Below are 22259 nucleotides of genomic sequence, written 5' to 3' on the forward strand. Positions count from 1 at the left end.
GAGCCAAAAAATGTGTTCGTTTTAGAGCTATTAACACGAGGCCCAGCGGGGGCCCGTGATGTTAAGTTTCCTCAAGGTCTCCCGGAGAGAACCCTGAGGAGGCAAAAATATTCTTCTTTTGCGTAGCCCTTTATGGGGCTAAAATTTCTTCTATCCTCGCTAATTCTTCTGCTGAAAACTGGATGTTATCCGGGGCTTTCAACGAATCAGATAGTTGCTCCGGCCTGCTGGCGCCAATTAATACTGATGTTACGCGCTCGTCTTTCAGAATCCAGGCAAGTGCCATTTGGGCAAGTGATTGTCCGCGTTGCACTGCCAGACTGCTCAAGTCCCTTATCTGGCTCAAGCGTTCGTCGGTGATGTGGGCTTTTTGAAGGAAGCCTGTTGGACGTGCTGCTCTTGAATCTTCAGGGATGCCGTGCAGGTATTTATCGGTTAACAATCCTTGTGCTAAGGGCGAAAAAGGAATACAGCCAACACCTTCATTACCTAAAACATTAAGCAAGCCACCTTCAACCCAGCGCTCAAACATGGAATATTTGGGTTGATGAATAAGACATGGCGTGCCCAGTTCTTTAAGTATTTTAATAGCTTTAGAAGCCAGTTCGGCAGGGTAGTTGGAAATACCAACATACAAAGCTTTCCCCTGGCGAACGATCAGATCAAGCGCTGCCATGGTTTCTTCAAGGGGTGTGTTTGGATCAGGACGATGGTGATAAAAAATATCCACATAATCAAGCCCCATACGTTTAAGGCTTTGATCAAGACTGGCAACAAGATATTTCTTTGAGCCCCAATCACCATAAGGGCCGGGCCACATGGTATAACCGGCTTTGCTCGATATAATGAGCTCGTCGCGGTAGTCACGGAAATCTTCTTTCAGGATCTTGCCAAAGTTTTCTTCGGCCGAGCCCGGAGGAGGGCCGTAATTGTTGGCCAGATCAAAATGGGTGATGCCGCTATCGAAAGCGAGATGTAATATTTTGCGGTAGTTATCGGCAACATCAACATGACCGAAATTGTGCCAAAGGCCTAATGAAATAGCCGGAAGTTTGATGCCACTGTTTCCACAGCGACGGTACTGCATGGTTTGATACCTATTGGCAGATGCGATATATGTCATATTTTAAGGTAAGGATTGGACGAGTAAAAATAGGACTTTAAGTAATTAATAAAGGTATTTTTGACAGTTTTTATCAGGGCCGAAATTTTAAAGAATTTATTGAATAGACAGAATAATAATGTTTTCTATCGAATTCAATAAATTCTTTAATTCGATGAATTCGAGTTCAGACTATACAACCTCCGCTACTACAAAAGTGCTTCCCCCAACAAATACCAGATCATCACTACCGGCATTTTTTTGTGCCAATAGTAGTGCCTCTTTTACAGAAGGGTAGGCTTCTCCAGTTAAACCATGAGCCAGTGCCTGAATTTTCATGGTTTCAGCATCCAGTCCGCGGGGGATGTCCGGTTTGCAGAAGTAGTAGGTTGCGTCTTTAGGAAACATCGGCAATACTTTACCTGTATCTTTATCGTTCACCATTCCGATAACCATATGCAGACGATTGTAATTAACAGACGCGATATTTTTCATTACTTCCTCAATACCATCCGGGTTATGCCCGATATCGCAAATGGTAAGTGGATCATGACTTAAGGTTTCCCAGCGGCCATGCAGGCCGGTAAGGGTTTTAACCTGCTTTAGCGCTGTTTGTATATCATCGTCGGAAATAGTGAAACCTTGCTCACGTAGCTCATCAATTGCAGATAAAACCGTTTTTATATTTTTAAGCTGATAGGTGCCGGGGAGGTCAAGCGCTAAGTCGTAAGTCTTGAGTTCGGAGTTTTTACTTTGGATGTGGAGCTCCAATAATTCGGCGTTACCTTTCTCCTTTTGCTTTTCACCTTTCACCTTTTCTGTGATCCATTGTTCTGATGCAAACCGGATTTTGCTATTAGTTTCGCCCGCTTTATCAGTGAAAACCTTGGCTACTTCTTCTTGTTTCTCGCCTATAACAATCGGAATGCCCGGTTTAATTATGCCCGCTTTTTCGCCTGCTATAAGCGGGAGGGTGTTACCCAGCATATTCATGTGGTCCCATCCAATATTGGTAATTACCGACAGGAGCGGGGTAATCACATTGGTGGAATCTAATCTGCCGCCCAAACCTACTTCAATGATGGCGATATCTACTTTTTCCTTTGCAAAAACGTCAAAGGCAAGCGCTACGGTCATTTCAAAAAAGGAGGGAGCTATTTCTTCAAAATCGGCCTTATGATCCTCAACAAAGTCAATAACTGTTTGCTCGCTTATCATTTGACCGTTAACACGGATACGCTCACGAAAATCTTTAAGATGCGGAGACGTATAAAGTCCGGTTTTATAACCGGCCGTTTGCAAAATGGCAGCCAGCATGTGTGACGTTGAACCTTTACCATTTGTACCGCCTACGTGTACGCTTTTAAATTTGTACTGAGGATCATCCAGCCGCCTGCAAAGTTCAAGCGTATTGGTAAGGTCTTTCTTAAATGCCGAAGCCCCGTCACGTGTAAACATGGGGAGCTGGGTGTAGAGGTATTGGATGGTTTGTTCGTAGTTCATGGTTGATGGTTCATAGTTCATAGTTTGAACTACTACTTGACCAGGCAAAAATAGTACTGAAGCTTAGTAAATGACAACGGGTAATTGTAATATTATTTCGACGTCACTATGAACCATGAACTATGGTCCAGTAGCTCGCGCCGAATTAATTTACCTTAAATACAAAAACAACGGTACCCTGTTGCTGGTCAGGGGCGTTATCGAGCGGATTTAGCTTAGAATTCTTTACAGCGTCTTCGCATTTTTGAAGCAGGCCAGCATCTGATATAGTTGTACCGCGAGCGCCGGCACGGGCGTAAGTTACGTTGCCATCCTTATCAACCCTAATATCAACCACAATTTTACCACTTTGACGGTTATCGTCGCTTACAGAAGGTCTGCTTACAAAGTTGCGTTGCGCCATGTTTAGGCTTCCGCCGTTGCCTGAGCCTGTGCCATTATAGTTATTGGTAAGGGTAGTACCCGTCGTTTTACCCTGGTTACCCGGAGTTTTGCCAGTACCATCACCTTCGCCAGTACCGGTTGAGGCCTTGCCTTTGTACAAGGCATTTTGATTAACCGTAGGCTTGGCCGGAGGTGTTTTCACCGGTGGCGTAGGAGCTACATTCTGGCTTGGTTTTTTTGTAGGTGCAGCTACTTCCGGCGCGTCTTCATTATTTTGAGTAACTACAGTTTTTTCGCTGCTTTCGGGAGTCGGTTTTTCTTCGGTAGGTTTTGATTCGGTAACCTTATCGGGTTTGGTGTGATTAGCTTTTTCGGCTACAGAAGGTTCTTCTGTGCTCATATAATCATCGCCCATACCTTCATCAACCGTACCATAGTTTACAAGAATACCACCGGTGCCATTCTCTTCAACCGGTGGATTTTTAAACACAATAAAATAACATGCCGCTATCAGCACAGCCATAATAATGCCTGTTGCTATAAATGCTTTCGGATAGTTATTTTCTTCCCTGTACTCCATTTTTAAATTAGTGCAATTTTTAATTAGCAGTTTTTTTTAGTAGCAGTGGCAGTTTACAGCGGCAGTTGAAAAGGTTACAAAGCCATAAAATGTAACTGCTACTGCAAACTGCAACTGCTACTTTTACAAAGTGGCAGTTTGCTTAAACAATTACAGTAACTTACTGCAATAAGCTACTGCAAATCTTAAACCGAAACTGCCACTGTTATCCCTTAGGTTCTGTTGCCAAAACCAGTTTAATATTCAATTTTTGTGCTACGTCCATTACCTGTACTACATCCTGTATGGCTACGGTTTTATCAACATATAAAACTATGGTAAGTTCGGTAGCCAGGTTTTTATAGCCTGCCAGTGTGGTTTGCAGGGCATCTACCGGGATCTCTTTTTTATCTACGTAGTATTTCAGGTCCTTGGTTACCGATACCGTTATCGTTTTTTTAGATACCGATTGCCCGGTTGACGATTTAGGCAATACCAGCTTAATAACGTTAGGGTTGGTAACTGTTGATGCTATGAGGAAAAACAGCAGCAGGAAGAACATAATATCGTTCATTGCCGATGTATGTACCTCTGCCGATGCGCCCCTGTGTCGTTTCCTTAAATTCATTTGCTCGGCTCCTCTAACAAGTCAATAAATTCAATGGCATCGGTTTCCAGTTTCAGGATCACTTTATCAACCATCATATTTAAAACATGGTAGCATACGTAAGCAACAATACCTACAAACAAACCTGCCGCAGATGTCACCATTTTTACGTATAAACCGCCCGAAATTACACCCATGCTGATGTTATCGGTTTTTGAGATATCATAAAAGATCTTGATTACCCCGGCAATAGTACCCAGGAACCCGAACATAGGCGCGATACCGGCTACGATACCTAAAATACCAATGTTTTTTTCCAGCTTGGATACTTCCAGCTTACCAACGTTTTCGATAGCACCTTCAATATCTTTTATCGGGCGACCAATGCGTAATAAGCCTTTTTGTAACATACGGCCAAGCGGGGTGTTGTTATTGCGGCAAATAGCAATAGCCGATTCAAGGTTACCAGAGTGAATACTTGAACGAACCTGTACCATCAGGTTTGATTCGTCGCGTGATGCTTTACGGATGGTAAAGTAACGCTCAAAAAATATAACCAGCCCCAATACAGCCAAAATACCTATCGGGATCATTACCCAGCCACCTTTAATCAGCAGGTCGCCAAAACGAAGTTCTTCAACAGGTGCGGCTGCGGTTGTTACGGCGTGATTTGCGGTGTCTGCCAGATGTTTGGCGGTATCTGTAAGTTGCTGTATTAATAATAAAGTCATTTCGTAGAATCAGTAATTTGTTTTGAGTATGTGTCTTTAGTTATTTTTCCTTGTGATACGAGTTTTTTTCTCGCGGTTTCAGCTTCATCAGATGATGCAAATCCTCCGATGATTATTTTAATACGCGGACCGGTGCCTGGACCTTTCAGTATGTGGGCATCAATGCCTTTTCTCTTATAGTCTTTAACAGCCTCTTCGCTTTTAGTTTCCGTTTTAAATGATCCTAAAAAAATAGCGTATTCAGTTTTTGCAACCGTATCAGCATTAGCGATTGGCTTATTTAACGCTTCAACAGGTTTGGAAATTGCCTTGGTCGTATCTGCGGTTGCCGGAACTGAGTCCTTTTGGGTACTATCCTGTTTAACTACAGGAGTTGCTTTCGGAGTTTCAACCTTTGGTTGTTCTGTTGTGTCCCGGTCATTAAGATGTAACAATGCCGGGTTATATTTATAAACGCCAAATAACGCGGCGGCAAGGGCGACTATTACCAGCGCGATAATAATCCAGATGTTTGAGCTGCGTTCAACTTCCGGCTCATCGGCAATATACTCCGGCTCATTATTAAGCGGAACTGTAGCTACCGGTGGCGGTGTAAAAGTTTGCTGTAACGGTATTGCACTTGGTAAAGGCGGCGGCGGAGGTGGTGGCGGTATATAGCTTACCTTGTTGATTTTAATTGCAGGCAAACCAAAAAATAAAGGATCTATACCCTGTTCCTGCGCCCTGAACGCTACTTTTCCATCCTGTAAATAAAACCAACCCAGTTCGGCAAAAGGAACTTCGCGTAGGGCAAGCTCCTGTTTAAGGCTGTTGATATATTTTTCGGTGAAATATTTGGATGATGCCAGTGAGATCTTCTTTTTTTCGGCAATGTAACGCGTCAGTATCTCATCGTCTTTTAGCTGCTGATCAAAATGCAGTTTATGACCGGGAGGGTGCAATGTTGCCTGGGCATCATCATAATAGCCATTTACACGGAGGCGCGAAAAGCAGCCCAGGCCGGGTACACTTACTTCAGTGTACCGGCCAAGTAGTTCGCTTAAATAATTGGCTATATCCATCCGGTAAAAATACAGTTAATTTTAAAACATCAAACAGGGCTTAAAACGCGTAGCCTACACCGCCAAATATATTAAATCCGTAGTTAGGGTAGTACAACCAATTTTGGTATGAGCTGCTCAGGATATTATTAGCCTGGGCAAATACCGAAAACCTGCTATTGATCCTGTATTCAACACTGCCACTTAAATCGCCAAAGCCTTTAATTGGTTGTTTAACCTGGTTGTAAACCGGTGAACCACTTGAAATGCTTGTAGGATCTAATACCAATAATCTATCGGTAGTTGATCCGCGGATAAGCAATGAACCGCTAACAGTCAGTTTGCTATCAATGTGTATTGAAGTACCTGCAGTTAATAAAAATTTAGGCAGGTTCCATGGTTCCTTTTCTGATGCCAATTGGTAATCTTTGATTTCAACACGGCCGAAAATGTTAAAGTCGTCGGTCGCTTTAAAGTCCAACTCGCCGTTAAAGCCATTTACGCGGGCTTTGCCATCGTCATAAATAACAGTGAACTTATTGCCTTCGGCTAAGAAATTACTCACCATTAAAGGCATGTTTTTAATGCTGTTGCGATAAACGGCAGCTTTAAAGCTTAAGCCAGGAGCAAGGGTACCTTTTAAACCGGCGCTGATATCCAGCTGATCAACCGAGTTTTTGATGTTGATATTTTGGCCAAGGAATGGGTTGATCATGGCAAAATCATGCAATGAAGAACGGTTTACATCGCCTTTGGCTTCAACAAACAAGCGTACATATTTAGGAATTACCTGTACCTCTAATTTGGCAGCCGGGAAAATGTAAAATTTGCCAAAATCGCCAAATTCTTTAACGATGTTAACGCCTGCATCAATCTTATAGTTATCGCCCTGAAATTTGATGTAAGGGTTAATCCTTGCTATATTGTTACCAAGGTTGTACAGGCTGTCTTTCTGAGTGGCCAAATCTAATGATCCACTTAAGCCGGCGTAAAACTGTTTAACAGTTTGGTTCAGGAAACCTGAGATCACGATATTGTTTTCACGTGCGTTATAAGCATTGCTGAAAGCATAGCCTTTTAGTTTTACCGCATAGGTGAAATCATTTTCAACGTCTTTATAGTTTTTTGCCAGTTCAACCTCACCATTAATGGTGTTGAAATGCTGTTTGGTTGGCACAAAATTATTGTCAGGAGCATCCTGGTTATAACCGTAAAAATAGGTACCTAAACGATTGTAGTTGATACGACCTGAAATGTTGTTATCGCCAATAATGCTTTTACCAAATACACCAATGTCATCGCGGCTCTGGGTTTGTTTTTGCAACGAACCTGACTGCGATAGGTGCTTGATAAAACCGCCAAATTGTAAAGCCTCGTCACGACCATTTGCAAAGTAACCTTCGCCATAAATGCTCTTCAGATTTCCGAAACCAACTTTAGCATAGTTGTTAGTTAAGATTGAATCCTGCTCAGCCGGTCTTTTCATTGGATCCAGCTGCCTGATTTCGGAGTTTTGCTCCTGGCGTTTATCCAAAGGAGCATAGGTTAATGGCGCTTTAAAAGGCACTTTATCCTCCAGGTCCGGGTTACGGCGGATTTTTACCGCATCGGCCAGTACCGGTTTATATGCTGTGGTCACTACAATCTCTTCTGATAAGCTGCCGCCGTTGGCAGCGCTATTAGCGTTGTTGCCACCGCCTTTTTTAGTTGTATCTGCCGCGGCTTTTGCAGCGGCATCACCTAAGCCTTTGCTATCTGTAGCTTTTTTAGTTACCGGTTTGGGAGCAGCCTTTTTAGGCGCTGGTTTGGCAGCCGGTTTCTTAGTAGCGGTTTTTACAGTTGCTTTCTTCGCGGGTTTCTTTGTTTGTGCCTGAGCAGGAACAAAGTATAATGCTATTATTAAGGTAAGCAGCGTATATGTGTATCTTGAGTTCATTGCTTGTCTTTTTTATATTACTCTTTGTTACTGTTTGTTAGTTGTATCTGGCTGGGTAGTTTCTTTGGTACTTGCAGCAGGTGCCTTGGTTTTGCGGCCACTCAGTTTATCCAGCTTTTCTTTAGCAGTAGGTAATATGTCGTCATCGGCTTTATAGTTATCAATGATACTTTGCAGGGTTGCTTTTGCCTGGAAGCTATCTTTTAAGCCCACATAGGTATCTGATAACAAAATGTATGTTTTGGCAACCCAGTAATCGTAGTTAGGCATTTCCTTGGCCAGGTCAAAACACATTTTTTGCGCTGTTTTATAACGGCCCTTTTCATACTCAATAAGGGCAAGGTTATAACGGGCTTCGGCAGCGGCAACAGTTTTAGTGTTTGTAGCGGTATAAGTAAATTGCTTAACAGCAATAGCGGTATCACCGGTTGCCAGGTAGGCTTTACCTTCATACAAACCGGTTTTAAATTTATCTTCCTGCGATGTTTTATCGTTAGTTTTCACCAATTCGGCGTACTTGATGGCATCGTCGGTCATCAACATTTCCGAGTAGCAATACATCAGGTTGGTGATGGCGAACGTATAATCGGCCTTGTATTCGGCATTGGTTTCCAAACGTTTCAGGAACACAACGGCTTCATTGTATTTCTTTTGCTGCATGTATAGTTTAGCCATGCTGATCAACGCTTTTTCGCTGTAAGCGCTGGTCCAGTCGTTCAGGATCACGTTGTAATCAACAACAGCCTCGTCTGTACGGCCTAAAGCGGCTAAACCTTGCGCACGGATAAAACGGGCTTGTTTTTCGTAGATCTGTTTGCCCGGGAATTTATCAAAGTAAGCATTAACGGCACTTACAGTACCTTGCCAGTCGCCTTTAAGGTAAAGGTTATTGGCTGCAGTGATCATGATGCTTTCCTGATCAGATGTGGTATAGTTACCGATAGGAGTAGTGCCTGCATAATTAATAAACGTTTGGGCATCGCCTTTATCGGTATAGATCTTTTCGATCTGTTTTAAAGATTGTTTAGCCTCATCGGTTGATGAATAATCCTGAACTACTTTTTTAAATGATTCAACTGCCAGGTCATCATTGCCTGCATTGTAATCAATCAAGCCAATAGTAACCAATGCACGTGGTACGTAGCTACTGTTCGGATATTTCTGGATCATAGCCTGTAGGTCGGTCTTTGCTTTCTCTCCGTCGGTTTTCAGGAAGTAGGTGTAAGCAATCTCGAACGACGCGTCATCAGCATAATCAGAGTTAGGGAATTTATTCAGTACATCGTTCAAAGTACTGATCTTGGTATCTAACGAACCCTGTAAGCCCTGGATCATACCGCGCTGAAATAAGGCGTAATCTTCGCCCTGGTTGTGCATGGCTATAATGCGGTTATAATAGGTCATGGCATTACCGTAGCTTTTCATTACAAAATAGCTATCGGCCAGGCGGGTTATGGCGTCGTTTTGGGTGTTCGCGTCTTTTACATCACCCTGTAAAAACTTCTCGAAATAGGTAGCCGCTTTTTTATACTGTTCATCGCCAAAGGCAGCATAAGCTAAAGCGTAATTTGCATAATTAGACACATCGGTTTCTTTGGCCTCTGGCATGCTTAGGAACTTCTCAAAGGTTTCAACAGATTCGCCGTATTTACGAACCTCAAACATAGCCTCTGCCATCCAGTAATTAGTTAATGCTTCTGTTTTACTATCAACCGGATCTTTTAACGAACGCAGGAAAATACCTATCGCGTTTTCAAAGGCACGCTCATTGTAAAATTCCAAACCGCGATAATAAGTAACTTTTTGATAAGCTAAACGGGCACTTTGGTTTTTGTTAGGGATAGGTTCCAATATCTCCACCGCTTCTTTGTAGCTGCGCGAGTTCAATAACTCTTCGCCTAATAATACCTTAACTTCGTCAATACGTTTTGAACGCGGATAAGTAGCCAGGTATAACCTTGTAGCACCTAAGGCCTGCAGGTTAAAGTCAAGCTCGTATGATAGTTTGGCGTATTCATAAAGCGCGTCTTCCTGTAATTGCTTGTCATAATCCAATTTTGATGCATTAAGGAACGCGTTACGGGCACTTTGTTTATTGTTCATTTTCAGGAACACATCGCCCAATGTATAGTTACCACTTTGGCTGTAAACGTCATGTTGCTCAACCAGTTTTTCCAGTTCGCTGGCTGCTTTGGCATAGTTACCTACCTTAAAATAGGTGTAACCCATTTGGTAGCTGTCCTGCGTGTTTTGAGTACGGCCCTGGTCGCGGTCTTCAAAGCGGCCATAGTATTTAACGGCGTTATCATAATCGGCCTTGGCAAAGTATGATGCAGCTATGATGCGCAGCATCTCAGTTTCGTTTTGCTGATGTGTGCTGTTCACGATAGGCACCGCGTAGTTGATCACATCGTCATATCGTTTATCTAAAAAGTAAACGGCCGAAATATAATAAGGATAGCTGTTTTCGTATTTTTTAGAGTTTTTAAGCTTTTCAAAGTTTACCAGGGCAAGGTGGTAATCCTTATTCAGGTAAGCGATATAGGCAAAGTAGTAAGTAGCGTCTTCGGTAAATTCGGTGCGCTTATTTTTAACTTCGCCAAAAAGTAACTGGGCGTTTTTGTAATCTTTTAACTCAAAGTAAGCGTAGCCTTTACGGAATTTATACTCGGTATTGTCGTGCCCGTTAAGCTCACCTGCTTCAACCTTATTAAACCACCTGATAGCATCTTCATACTTACCTTGTTTAAAATATGATTTACCTATCTGGAAAAAAGCCTGTTTAGTAAGCGGGTTTTCGGGATGTTCTTTTATAAACCGAAGGAACATGCTTTCGGCATCATCATTACCCAGATTAAGGGCACAATAGGCTTCGTAATACTGGCAGTTTTCTTTGGTGAGCGATAGCTCGGTTTCAAACTGAGGTTGGGTACTTGTTTTAATTTTGTAAGCTTCAACGAGGCGGAATTGTTCGGCAGCCGAAGAAAATTTTCCTTTGTCCATCAGATCCAAAGCCGCATGATAAGTGCGGTAGATTTGAGTAGAAGGATTTTGCTGGGCTCGTGCTGTTGAAACTAAAAATACGGGAATGAGCAGGGTGATGTATCTTGTTTTGATCATAAAGCGCGTACTAACGATAGTGCGAAAATAGCTAAAGCAAAAAGAGGCTTTTCACATTAGAAATTAACAATTGTGGATAACACTTCTTTTAACGAAGGTAATACTAAAGATAATATCCGTGTGGAAAACTTTAAAATTGTTGAGTATTGCCGTGGCACCGGCAGCGGATAATCAAAGGTAATGATTAAGCGTTAAATGGTGCAATTTATTTGTATTTTGAGCATTATAGTACCTTAGAGGTAATGCTCCCAATTTTTTATTTTTATGAGTTATGAATGGCGTTTTTAACAGGGTGGGACTGTGGTTGCCGGTGATTTTGTGCATGCTTGTATTTTGTCCGTTAAATTCAAATGCACAAAAAACAAACGCCGAAATTGTTTTAACAAACAGGGCTTTAAATGAAAAGGTAACACAGTTTTATGTGGCCAACGTTATTGATGACAGGCCCGACCGAAGTGCTGTTGCCTGGCTGTTGCCCATCACCGGTAATTCGCAGATTCAGAAATATAAAGTTGATTTTCGGGATGGGGCCGCTGCCGTTATTAAGCAATTTGCCGATTATGCCATTCCCGCTAATAAAACTTTGCGCCCGGTTGTTATCCGCGTTAAAAAATTGAGGCTCAACGAAACTGTTATGGCAGATGGCCGTGTAGAAAGGCGGCTGGAAATACAGTTATGGTTTGAATTGAAAAAGGATGAGGGAAATGTGCATTTGATTGATTATCCCGCCGCCACAACCTATTATCGTAATGCAGCGCAACAGTACGATACCGGTCAATTGATAAGCCGCTCGCTTGAAGCTGGCCTTGAGTTTTTTAATAAATGGATAAATCGCGAAGCGGATACTAATATTAAACTTGCTAAAGGAGTGAAGCTGATCTTCAGTGACTACTCGGAACAGTCCGAAGGCGATACTATCTATTACTCGGCAAAGCGGCCGCTAACCTGGGATGATTTTAAGGATAAGCCACGTAGTGAAAAGTATATTGCCGAAGTGCTGCCCAGTCTTGGTTACACTGAGCAAGTAGAAGTAATAAAATCGATAGTTGTTGTGCGGATAAATATGCGTGTGTTTTTACCTAAAAGTGCCGCCTGGGTTAAGCCGGAAGGCCGAACAAGTTACGCGCTAAATCACGAGCAGCGTCATTTTGATATTGTGAAAGTGGTTGCCCAGCATTTTAAACAGGCACTTATGGATATGAAACTCCCGGTTGGTAATTATGATGGTTATATTAATGTACAATACCTCGATTCGTACCGGGAAATGAACCAATTGCAGGATCAATATGACGCAGAAACCACCCACGGCGCGAACCAATATTACCAGCAGGAGTGGAACAGGAAGATAGATGGGTGGTTAAGGAGTGATTAATTTAATTTTAAGAGATTAGAGGGTGGAGGTTAGAGATTAGGTTTTGCAGTGAGGAGAGGCGCAGGCAACGAAGTGATTTTGTTGTTGAAAATATTTTGAAACCCCGTAAGCAGTGGGTTGTTTAACCTTTAACCTTTAACCTTTAACCTTTAACCTTTAGCCTTTAACCTTTAACCTCTAACCTCTAACCTCTAACCTCTAACCTCTAACCTCTAACCTCTAACCTCTAACCTCTAACCTCTAACCTCTAACCTAAATTTTCATTTTTTTTTGAAAGTTTAAAAACTTATCTATATTTGTACATGGAATTGGCAGAGGCAAAGCTGAAATTTATTGAAGCCTGGGGTAAGCTGGGATCAGAGTGGGGGATTAACCGCACCATGGCCCAGGTGCATGCCTTGCTGATGATTTCGCCGGAAGCTTTGACTACAGAAGAGGTAATGGCTGAGCTAAGCATCTCACGCGGGAACGCCAACATGACCCTGCGTGATTTGATTGACTGGGGACTTGTTGAAAAACAACACAAAACAGGCGAACGTAAAGAGTTTTTTTATGCCGAAAAAGATGTTTGGACTATTGCCCGCCGTGTAGCAGAGGAGCGTAAAAAGCGTGAGCTTACACCTATTATTAAAATACTTGATCAGTTAGGAGCAGTTGAAGGTGATGCAAAAGATCCGGCTTATAAAACCTTTAAAACAACAGTTACTGATATCAACAAGTTGGCAAACAATGTGAACAAAACATTGGATACTATGCTTAAGGCTGAAGAGAACTGGTTTTTTGGCTCGATACTCAAAGTGTTTAAATAAGTTTTTTTTTAAATATAAATTTCAATTTTTACTGAAAATTCTAAATTAATAATAATAACTAAATCTTAAAATGTCATGAACTACTTTATTTTAACTTATGTGATTTACTTATTGGTAAGCATTGCATTAACAGTATGGGTTGCCCGGGTGCTGTTTAAAAACGGCCGGATATTTTTGGTGGATATTTTTCACGGCAACAACGAGTTGGCCGATTCTGTAAATAAGCTGCTGGTTGTTGGCTTTTATCTGATAAACATAGGCTACATGAGCCTGGCACTTAAGGAGTACGGTACGGTTGGTAGTATGCAGGTAGTGGTCGAAGTACTAAGCTATAAAGTAGGCTGGATAATTTTAATATTGGGCGGTATGCATTTCCTAAACCTTGTCATTTTCTTTAAGCTGCGTAACCGCGCTAAACGGGAAAAGGCATTTGATATAAATGTTTAATTTTTAGTTTTTTGTTTTGATTTGATTTGACGGGGTGGGCGAGTATTTACCTGCCCCGTTTTTTGTCAAGCTAAATGATATCTCAGGCGGCACTTTTTAATTGTCTGCTTACACTATTTAGTAACACATCAATATCAAAAGGCTTGGCTATGAAGTCATCAGGTGATCCGGTTTGGCCGGGGCTGCCGGGATTATGGCTGGCCGAAATTAAAATGACAGGTATATTTTTAGTTTCCTGTTGGCTTTTAAGGGTTTTGCAAAGTTCGCGCCCATCTACGTTGCCAAGCATGATGTCAAGTAAAATTAAATCTGGTTCATGTTGTTTTATGCGGTCGAATAAGCTTTTACCTTCAGTCAAGGTGTCAACCTCATAGCCTGAGTCTTCAAGTATGTATTTTATTATCTCTAAAATATCTTTATCGTCGTCCACCGCTAATATCCGTCGCATATGTAAAAAATAAAATGGTTCAGCAAAAAAAGTTTGATCTTCAGTAAGATATTGCGTCTTTTCAATAACTAACAATTATTTGTAAGCAAATTTTATACCAAGCGTTATTTATTAACAGCTTGAATTTTATTACAGATATTTATACGCTTTATAACTATAGCGTCCTCTTAGCGGTAAAAACAACTATACAGTTTATTGTACACAAATAAGGTCGGTGTCAAAAAAAGCAGAATAATTGGTCACGCACAGGCAATGCCTCTTGTTGCTTAAAAGATAGGGACGGAGGAGGCATGAAGGGGAATTTATAGATTAGCTTTTGTTTATGAAAATGTGTGCTGACTTTTTGCATTTAGCACAAAAATATTTACTGACTGGTATAAAAAATAACACATTTTTCAAAAACCAACTCCTTTTCATCTGGAAATGATAAGGTTGTCCGCACTTTGAACAGTAGTATCTTTTTCTCGAGGTAACTTCGCTTTCTTCCACAAATTTTTAATAAGACGGATGCAAAATACAATATCCGTATTATTAGAGGATAGGAAAATATAGAAAAATACTTTTAAGTAGGTAAAAGTTTCTTTTTTTGAAATTTATTAAACTAACTATCGCAATACATACCGTTTGCGCTGACATCTGTAGCACATATATCTTTTTAAAGGAAGGAAAAATAGTAAATTTTTGACAAGAAATCCTCTCGGAACCCGATTGTCGAGTTCTGATTTACATCTTGGACATAACGGAGCCTTTTTTAGTTCCGTTTTTTCTTGTTCATGTATCGACAATACCATAATACAATCAGGGGTTATTGTATTTAACTAATTGTTTAATATTAACTTATATATCAAAGTTAAGATAATTGTCAATATTCTAATCAGCTTGGTGAAATATTGATAAAAGTTTAAATAATAGCCCAGAAAATCATCTTATTTACAACCTTTGGCTCTTTTTTCCTTTTTTTTTATTTTTTTAATAATTACAATTAAGAAACGGGCTTAGAAAGCAGGTAATGAAAGTTAAAAATTATTAACACAAAGAAGAAAATAAGGTGGCCTGACGCCTGAAATTGAGAAGCTGGACTCGGTTTTAAAGCAGGCTATTAACCTTTTCGACAAGTTCGATTAAATCAAAAGGTTTGTTGATTATTGCATCACAACCATAGCTAATTAATTCGCTATCGTTACTTACATAAGCCGAAAAGATAATTACCGGAGTATTGCCAAACCTGGGATGAACTTTAATGTTGCGGCAGATTTCGCCGCCGTTTGTGCCGGCAACCCGATAGTCCAGAATAACCAAATCAGGCTCAAAGCTTTCGAGTAAGGGTAGCACATCGGTACTTATAGATGTACTTTTAACTTCAAATTGCTCGTAAGTAAGGGTTTCATGAACAATATCAAGGATGTCCTGATTGTCATCCAATACTAAAATACGCTTTACCATAATAAAAATTAAAGAAATAAATGCCGAAAAGGTATTAAAGTATGCTCGTTAAAAATACAGAATTCTGTAAATAATGGTTTGGGCTTAAATCTTAATCGGATAAAACTTTAATGCAAAATTAAAACTATTTTTTATATAATTATATGAAGCTGATAAAAACATGTTGTGGTTCTTATCCTATTATCTGATTTTTAGATGGATAATGACTAAAAAGCACCAGTATTACAGTTAATATCGCTATAGTTAAAAGCATTTACCAATTAAGGTCTTAAACCCAAATTTTGTTATTACTTTAGTTGGCACCAGAACCGCGCGTTGTGGTGTAAAGCCCTAACCTAATATATAACTTAATGGTATTGTTAACTATCCTTTTTTGTATCATCCTATTGGTTTTGCTGGTGAGCCTTATTAAGGTAAACCCATTTATCGCGTTCCTGATTGTATCCATAATTGCAGGTTTATTGCTGGGTATCCCTATTAATAAAGTAACCGCCTCTGTACAGAAAGGCATGGGCGATATTATGGGGCAATTGCTTATCATTATTTGCCTGGGCGCCATGCTCGGGAAACTTGTGGCAGTAAGCGGGGCTGCGCAAAAAATAGCCGGGGTGCTTGTTCATGCCGTAGGCGAAAAATATATTCAATGGGCGTTGGTTGTTGCCGGGTTTATTATAGGCATTCCGCTATTTTACGGCATTGGGTTTGTGCTTATGGTTCCGCTCATATTTTCGGTGGTTTACAAATACAAACTGCCCGCGGTTTACATCGGCTTACCTATGCTGGCCTCGTTATCTGTAACTCATGGATTTTTGCCCCCGCACCCTTCGCCATCCGCGTTAGTGGCGCTGTTTCATGCTAATATGGCAACTACCTTTATTTACGGCCTCGCGATTGCAATTCCGGCCATTTTATTGGCTGGTCCGGTGTTTGCCCAGTTTCTCAAAAAGATCCCCTCAGAGCCGCTGGCCACCTTCCGGGCCGAGGAATTACCTGCCGAAAAACTTCCCGGTGCGTTCAATAGCTTTTTTACTGCTCTGCTGCCGGTTTTGCTTCTGATGCTTACCGCGTTCTTCCCATACCTTAATATTAAAGATCCTGGTATGTCAAAAATCGTTACTTTTCTTGGCGATCCTTCAATAGTTATGCTGATAGCCCTTTTGGTGGCTACTTATACCTTAGGTGTAAAACAAGGCAAAAGTATGGGGCAGCTTGCAGGCAGCTTTACCGACGCTGTAAAAGACGTGGCGCTGATATTATTGATCATAGCCGGCTCGGGCGCGTTTAAAGAAGTTTTAACTGCCAGTGGTGTAAGCAGTCAAATAGCATCGCAATTGGAAGCTCTTAATTTACCTCCGTTGCTTCTTGGGTGGGTAATAGCTGCTATCATCCGTATTAGCCTGGGTTCGGCTACAGTGGCCGGCTTAACGGCTGCCGGTATTGTAGCGCCGCTGGTTTTACAAAACCATGTTAATCCTAATTTAATGGTGTTATCTATTGGCGCAGGTAGCCTTGCATTCTCGCACGTAAATGATTCTGGGTTTTGGTTATTTAAAGAGTATTTTAATTTGAGTATTAAAGATACTATCAAATCCTGGTCGGTAATGGAATCACTTGTTTCTGTTATTGGGCTTGCAGGCGTCATGATCATTAACCTGTTTGTTAAATAAAAACTGTACTTGTTATGAAAAAGTCATCGGCAGGTTTATACCTGTTTATTTTGATGTTGATCATCGGCAACTTTGTTAGGGCGCAGCAGGTTGCTTCGGCCGGTAGCTACTATAATTCGATTGATGGCGTTAAAGTCTATTATGAAGTAAAGGGCGATGGTTTCCCGGTGATATTGGTGCATGGCTTTTCCGGGACCGGCGAAGGCTGGAAAAAAGGACAGCTTTACAATGATCTGTTGACAGCAGGCTACAAAGTGATCATATTAGATCAACGTGGTAACGGGCACTCGGATAAACCGCACACCGATGCCGGTTATGCCAATGATGCCGAAGCTAAAGACATTATGGGCCTGGCCACCAGCCTGGGTTTGAAGCAATATGATATAGTTGGATACTCACGTGGGTCTATCATTACTTCGCGGGTATTTGTACTGGATAAGCGCGTAAAAAAGGCTGTAATGGGTGGCATGGGTGATGCCTATACTAATCCCGAATGGCCGCGAAGGATCCATGCCTATAAGGCTTTAATGGGCGATACCAGCTTTCATGACGTTGACGGGATGATCAAATACATTCGCAGTAATCCTTTTGATGAACTTGCTTTAGCCTACCAACAAAAATGGCAACCATCTACCAGTAAACAGGAATTGGCCAAAGTTAAAATTCCGGTGCTGCTGATTGACGGAACCGAAGATCATGATAATGGCGACGAGGTTGCTCTTAATAAGCTCATCCCGGGCTCAAAACTGGTTCACGTTCCCGGCGATCATAACAGCGCCAGTCGTACCGCCGAATTTTCAAAAGCGGTGTTGGATTTTCTGAAATAATCTTTGTCAGCTAACTATCAGTTTGTTGGATTTTTAAATAGCTATTTTCAATAACGGCCTGCTATTTGCATAAGTGTATTTGTTAACGCTTATTAAATACATACCACAATGAAAAAGTTAATGATATATATGTGCTTTTTAATTGGCCTGATGCTAACTATCAGTATTAATGCCGGTGCACAAACAACTCAAAAAAAAGGGATCAGCAAACAAGGTAAGGGTGCTATTATTGGCGGTGCCGGTGGTGCCATTGCGGGCGGACTAATTACACATAGTGCCGGTGGCGCTTTGGTTGGTGGTGCGCTTGGCGCCGGTGGCGGTTACATTATTGGTAATGAAGCCCGCAGGCGCGAGGAAAAGAGACAACGTGCTGCCCGTATTGCATGGCGCAGGGCGCATCCTCACCATCATTATACCACAACCAAAACAACGGTAACTAAAACTACAACTTACCATTAATTTAACTGCTTGTAAAAAAGGCCTGTAATTTTTAATAGTTACAGGCCTTTTTATTTAAATTAAAATTTAGCTAAATTGAAGCGATTGGGATGTTTTATCCGTTATTAACATTATTAACGATCAAACAGCAGGTTTAGTAATACGATGGGGAAAGGATTATTTGTAATTGTTTTATGCTTAATTCCGGCTATGTTGCTGGCGCAGGAGACGGTTACAGATACCGTTATTAGTACTAAAAAAGATACAGTACCGCAGCGGGATGTAATTGATATTGTGCGTTCGCTTTTTAAAATTAAGCCCCGGCAGCAAACCACCGAAAGAAAAAAGATCTACTTTTCTGTTTTCCCTACCTCAACAACGGATGGACGCAGCGGTGGCAAGGCGCTGTTTACGTCAACAACGGCAGGTTTTTATCTTGGTGATGCTGCTACTACCAATTTATCAAGTTTTACCTTCACCCCTTATTTTAATTTAAAAGGCAGATATGGCTTACCTATCCGCTCAAATATCTGGCTCAATAATAATGAGTGGAATATACAGGGCGATACGCGGCTGATGGTTTACCCGCAATATACCTGGGGCTTGGGTGGTAAGCAGGGAGCGGAAGATAAATTTTTAGTGAACTATAATTATTTCCGCTTTTATCAAAGTGTTTTGAAACAGATCAAGCCTTATTTCTATGCTGGTTTAGGCTATAATCTTGACTATTATATAGATATTGAAAGTAACGGCGATCAGAATTTGCGAAAGTTTACCGGTTATAGGTATGGTACAGCTGCTGATCAGGATGCTTTTTCGTCGGGCATTACGCTCAATTTACTGTATGATTCGCGCAGAAATTCAATTAATCCATTACCCGGAGCTTACGCCAATGTAGTTTACCGTGTTAACGCCAAAGCTTTTGGCAGCCATACCGATTGGAGATCGTTGTACATCGATACACGTAAGTACCTGCAATTAACCAACTCCGGCCCTAAAAATGTACTGGCTTTCTGGGCTTTTTTCTGGACAACACTTACTCCCCGAACACCATATCTCAACCTGCCCAGTCTTGGCTGGGAGCCTTATCAACGGTCGGGTAGGGGATTTCCGCAAAGTCGCTACCGTGGCGATAGGCTTGTTTATTTTGAAACTGAATACAGGAGGGACATTACTCGAAACGGCTTACTTGGCTTCGTGTTATTCGCAAACGTGAACTCGGTTACCGAGCCTGAAAATCACGCTTTTGTATATTGGCACCCTGCCGGCGGTACAGGTTTACGTTTTAAGTTTAATAAAAAAGCAGGCACCAATATTAGTCTCGATTACGGAGTAAGTAAAAACTTCTCGTCAATAAGTCTTAATTTAGGCGAGGCATTTTAGCGGCTTTAGTTCATGGATCATAGTTCATAGTAAGAAACCTATGAACGATTGCCTGAACGTTAAAAATCACTACAAACTATAATCTAACATTTCGATGATTCATGGACTATAATCTATGAACCATTAACTATGAACCAAACACGCATGACCAAACAAAAATATACTGTGCTGATCCTGATATTAGGGTCGCTCACAGCCCTTGGGCCTTTTTCTATCGATATGTACCTGCCGGGGTTCACGGCTATTGCTAAATATATGCATACCAGTACTGATGAGGTAGCGCTATCGTTATCAAGTTATTTCGTTGGCATAGCTGCCGGGCAATTGCTTTACGGACCTTTGCTCGATAGGTTTGGTCGCAAAAATCCATTGTACTGGGGGCTTGGCCTCTATATCGTATCATCGATGGGGTGTTTCTTCTCAACATCGCTTGAAATGCTTATTGTGCTTCGCTTTTTTCAGGCGGTAGGCAGCTGTGCGGCAAGTGTGGCAGCCATGGCTATGGTGCGCGATCTGTTTCCCGTTGAGGATAATGCCAAAGTATTTTCATTGCTGATACTGGTACTTGGCGCATCGCCCATGTTGGCCCCTACGGCTGGCAGTTATATTGCCGCCGCTTTTGAATGGCAAATCATTTTCCTGGTGCTAACGATTATAGCCGTGTTGATATTGGTATCAGTAATATTCTGGCTCCCCGAAAGCTATCAGCCTGATCCTTCGTATTCCTTAAAGCCCGGGCCGATAATAGGGCATTTTATAACTGTTTTAAAAGATGCACAGTTTGTAACGTATGCCATAGGTGGGGCGTTCGCGTTTGCCGGGCTGTTTGCCTACGTTTCGGCATCGCCTATTGTGTTTATCGATGGTTTTAAAGTGAGCGGAACTCAGTTTGGATGGATCTTCGCCGGGCTTTCGGTTGGTTTTATCGGCTCAAGTCAGCTAAACAGCGTGCTGATTAAAAAATACAAAAGCGAACAAATGATTGGCGCAGCACTGATTTTAATGGTAATAATCTCAGCTGTGTTTTTTATAGGCTCATTAAATCACTGGTTTGGGATAGCTGGCACTATCGCTATGATATTCGGCGTGTTATGCTGTATAGGTATAGCCGCACCAAATACTTCCGCGTTATCACTTGCTCCGTTCACAAAAAATGCCGGTTCGGCTTCGGCAATATTAGGTGCTTCGCAGATGGCTGTTGGGGCGCTGTCATCTATTGGTATCTCGGTAATAAAACAACATAGCTCGCTGCCTATGGCGGCTGTTATGATTTGCTCGTCAATTCTGGCACTTTTAATTGTATTTATTGGCAAACGGTTTATTAAACACAAGGTTGAAGCGAGCGGTGATGTTATGGTGGCGCATTGAGAACCTTGATTTTCTTGATTACAGGATACACATGAATTAAAAATTACTTGCAAACGCTGCCGCAAGGCTGTGCCTTGTGGCCTGCATGCAGAATTTACGCCATGTATGTTGATTCCCTGATTTCGCTTAAAACTTGCTTGCCCTTAACGCTGTAACTTTTGATCCTTCCGGGCCGGTGCTTTCAAATATTATTTTGTTTTCGGTTAACTCAGATATGGTAAAAACAAAGTTGCGGGTTTTGCCATCGGGCAGTTTCTCGGTTACGTTCATGTTACTGCCATCAAGGGTAAACGTTCCGTGCGAAAGGAATTTGCCGCCCCAAACTATCAGGAACTTCATTTCGGGAGTAAACTGGATATAGGGCACGTTTTCGTCTAACTCGGCTTTCTTCACAGTATCCGGCGGACTGGCATTTGGATGTTCAATTTTTACGTACTTCCATTTGCCGGTAAGTGTAGTAACCGAAACTGTTGGTTTGCATGATGTCAGGAATAACACTATGGCCGCAAACAATAAAAAGCCTTGTTTTATCATAACAGAAAATGTTTGGATAAAACTATACAATTGCTTTTAAAATTGGAAGCATAAACCATGGGAGTGAGATTGAAATTTACTCTTTCAAAAGCCACATGGTTCAGATATCAGGAAATGAAAACTGAGCTTGCGCCTTCCAACTCAGAACGAATGACTTTATACTATTTATTCTTAACCCCTTTTTTAGTACGCTCTTCAGCTTGTTTCACTTCATCTTTTTCACTTAATGGGCCTTCGGTTTTAAGCTCTTTTGATTTTTGTGCCCCGGTTTTAGTAGTATCTGCCTTGCTACCTTCTTTTTTGATGTCATCAGCGGTGTTCATGGCTTTATAAGTTAAGTTTATATTAAACAACCTGTATTTGTTTAACTATGCGTACTGTTAAATGTTTTTATAAAAATCGGTCTAAAATTTACTTTCTGTGTATCAATTAATTACATGGATTTGACGTGCCCCGTAAAATATTTTTAATTTTTTTCGTAACAAAGTATAATTGCAACTGTCTTAATGACACTATATAGCCAAGGTACTCTTCCAGGTAA

Annotated in this window: 20 protein-coding genes; 8 read left to right on the forward strand and 12 right to left on the reverse strand. The window is 41.4% G+C overall.

The features are described 5' to 3' along the window. Positions 1–130 precede the first annotated feature (130 nt). The 8 genes from mgrA to EAH55_RS09215 form a co-directional block, all read right to left on the reverse strand. Positions 131–1123 (reverse strand): L-glyceraldehyde 3-phosphate reductase, encoded by a 993-nt coding sequence (gene mgrA / locus EAH55_RS09180; protein ID WP_121809365.1) that lies wholly within the window; start codon positions 1121–1123, stop codon positions 131–133. A 171-nt stretch (positions 1124–1294) separates the two neighbouring features. Continuing rightward, entirely contained in the window at positions 1295–2605 is a 1311-nt protein-coding gene (locus tag EAH55_RS09185; protein WP_121810026.1) for a bifunctional folylpolyglutamate synthase/dihydrofolate synthase, read from the reverse strand. Positions 2606–2750: 145 nt separating this feature from the next. Continuing rightward, positions 2751–3569 carry an energy transducer TonB gene (locus EAH55_RS09190; protein WP_090523406.1) on the reverse strand — a complete coding sequence of 273 codons (819 nt, stop codon included), beginning with the start codon at positions 3567–3569 and terminating at the stop codon, positions 2751–2753. A 205-nt stretch (positions 3570–3774) separates the two neighbouring features. Beyond that, positions 3775–4176, reverse strand: a complete 402-nt coding sequence (locus tag EAH55_RS09195) for an ExbD/TolR family protein (protein ID WP_091219820.1) — start codon at positions 4174–4176, stop codon at positions 3775–3777. After that, complete coding sequence (locus EAH55_RS09200; RefSeq protein WP_112567836.1) at positions 4173–4886, reverse strand: MotA/TolQ/ExbB proton channel family protein; 714 nt, start codon at positions 4884–4886, stop codon at positions 4173–4175. The genes EAH55_RS09195 and EAH55_RS09200 overlap by 4 nt, the downstream gene beginning before the upstream one ends. Then, entirely contained in the window at positions 4883–5947 is a 1065-nt protein-coding gene (locus tag EAH55_RS09205) for an SPOR domain-containing protein (RefSeq protein WP_121809366.1), read from the reverse strand. The genes EAH55_RS09200 and EAH55_RS09205 overlap by 4 nt, the downstream gene beginning before the upstream one ends. Before the next feature lie 40 nt (positions 5948–5987). Continuing rightward, the gene (locus EAH55_RS09210; protein WP_121809367.1) at positions 5988–7862 is read right to left on the reverse strand and encodes a porin family protein; all 1875 of its coding nucleotides are present in this window, start codon (positions 7860–7862) and stop codon (positions 5988–5990) included. A 27-nt stretch (positions 7863–7889) separates the two neighbouring features. Then, positions 7890–10982, reverse strand: coding sequence for a tetratricopeptide repeat protein (locus tag EAH55_RS09215; RefSeq protein ID WP_112567842.1), 3093 nt, complete (start codon positions 10980–10982; stop codon positions 7890–7892). Between the two features lie 322 nt (positions 10983–11304). Here EAH55_RS09215 and EAH55_RS09220 point away from each other — a divergent pair, with 322 nt between their 5' ends. The 3 genes from EAH55_RS09220 (at position 11305) to EAH55_RS09230 (ending at position 13610) form a co-directional block, all read left to right on the forward strand. Then, entirely contained in the window at positions 11305–12354 is a 1050-nt protein-coding gene (locus tag EAH55_RS09220; protein ID WP_121809368.1) for a DUF922 domain-containing protein, read from the forward strand. Between the two features lie 302 nt (positions 12355–12656). Further along, positions 12657–13163 (forward strand): GbsR/MarR family transcriptional regulator, encoded by a 507-nt coding sequence (locus EAH55_RS09225; protein WP_112567846.1) that lies wholly within the window; start codon positions 12657–12659, stop codon positions 13161–13163. A gap of 75 nt (positions 13164–13238) precedes the next feature. Next, positions 13239–13610, forward strand: coding sequence for a hypothetical protein (locus EAH55_RS09230; protein ID WP_121809369.1), 372 nt, complete (start codon positions 13239–13241; stop codon positions 13608–13610). 82 nt (positions 13611–13692) lie between these two features. Here the strand turns inward: EAH55_RS09230 and EAH55_RS09235 are convergent, their stop codons facing one another. Beyond that, positions 13693–14133 (reverse strand): response regulator, encoded by a 441-nt coding sequence (locus EAH55_RS09235; protein WP_244228140.1) that lies wholly within the window; start codon positions 14131–14133, stop codon positions 13693–13695. 1011 nt (positions 14134–15144) lie between these two features. Then, positions 15145–15501 (reverse strand): response regulator, encoded by a 357-nt coding sequence (locus EAH55_RS09240; RefSeq protein ID WP_121809370.1) that lies wholly within the window; start codon positions 15499–15501, stop codon positions 15145–15147. Between the two features lie 350 nt (positions 15502–15851). Between EAH55_RS09240 and EAH55_RS09245 the strand changes: the two genes are divergently transcribed. The 5 genes from EAH55_RS09245 to EAH55_RS09265 all read left to right on the forward strand — a co-directional run bounded on the left by EAH55_RS09245 (position 15852) and on the right by EAH55_RS09265 (position 21184). Beyond that, positions 15852–17168, forward strand: a complete 1317-nt coding sequence (locus EAH55_RS09245) for a GntT/GntP/DsdX family permease (protein WP_121809371.1) — start codon at positions 15852–15854, stop codon at positions 17166–17168. Between the two features lie 14 nt (positions 17169–17182). Further along, the gene (locus EAH55_RS09250; protein WP_121809372.1) at positions 17183–17995 is read left to right on the forward strand and encodes an alpha/beta fold hydrolase; all 813 of its coding nucleotides are present in this window, start codon (positions 17183–17185) and stop codon (positions 17993–17995) included. Between the two features lie 108 nt (positions 17996–18103). Further along, the gene (locus tag EAH55_RS09255; RefSeq protein ID WP_114936751.1) at positions 18104–18454 is read left to right on the forward strand and encodes a hypothetical protein; all 351 of its coding nucleotides are present in this window, start codon (positions 18104–18106) and stop codon (positions 18452–18454) included. A gap of 144 nt (positions 18455–18598) precedes the next feature. Next, entirely contained in the window at positions 18599–19816 is a 1218-nt protein-coding gene (locus tag EAH55_RS09260) for a BamA/TamA family outer membrane protein (protein WP_121809373.1), read from the forward strand. Between the two features lie 129 nt (positions 19817–19945). Further along, entirely contained in the window at positions 19946–21184 is a 1239-nt protein-coding gene (locus EAH55_RS09265; RefSeq protein ID WP_223817972.1) for a multidrug effflux MFS transporter, read from the forward strand. A 126-nt stretch (positions 21185–21310) separates the two neighbouring features. Here the strand turns inward: EAH55_RS09265 and EAH55_RS09270 are convergent, their stop codons facing one another. Together EAH55_RS09270 and EAH55_RS09275 are read right to left on the reverse strand one after the other, a co-directional pair. Next, positions 21311–21718: a hypothetical protein gene (locus tag EAH55_RS09270; RefSeq protein WP_121809374.1), complete on the reverse strand. Its 408-nt coding sequence runs from the start codon at positions 21716–21718 to the stop codon at positions 21311–21313. Positions 21719–21879: 161 nt separating this feature from the next. After that, on the reverse strand, positions 21880–22041 hold the full coding sequence (locus EAH55_RS09275) for a hypothetical protein (protein ID WP_162996798.1): 162 nt from the start codon (positions 22039–22041) through the stop codon (positions 21880–21882). Positions 22042–22259 lie beyond the last annotated feature (218 nt).

The organism is Mucilaginibacter kameinonensis (genome assembly GCF_003675385.1).
In the GTDB taxonomy this organism is placed as follows: Bacteria; Bacteroidota; Bacteroidia; order Sphingobacteriales; family Sphingobacteriaceae; genus Mucilaginibacter; species Mucilaginibacter kameinonensis.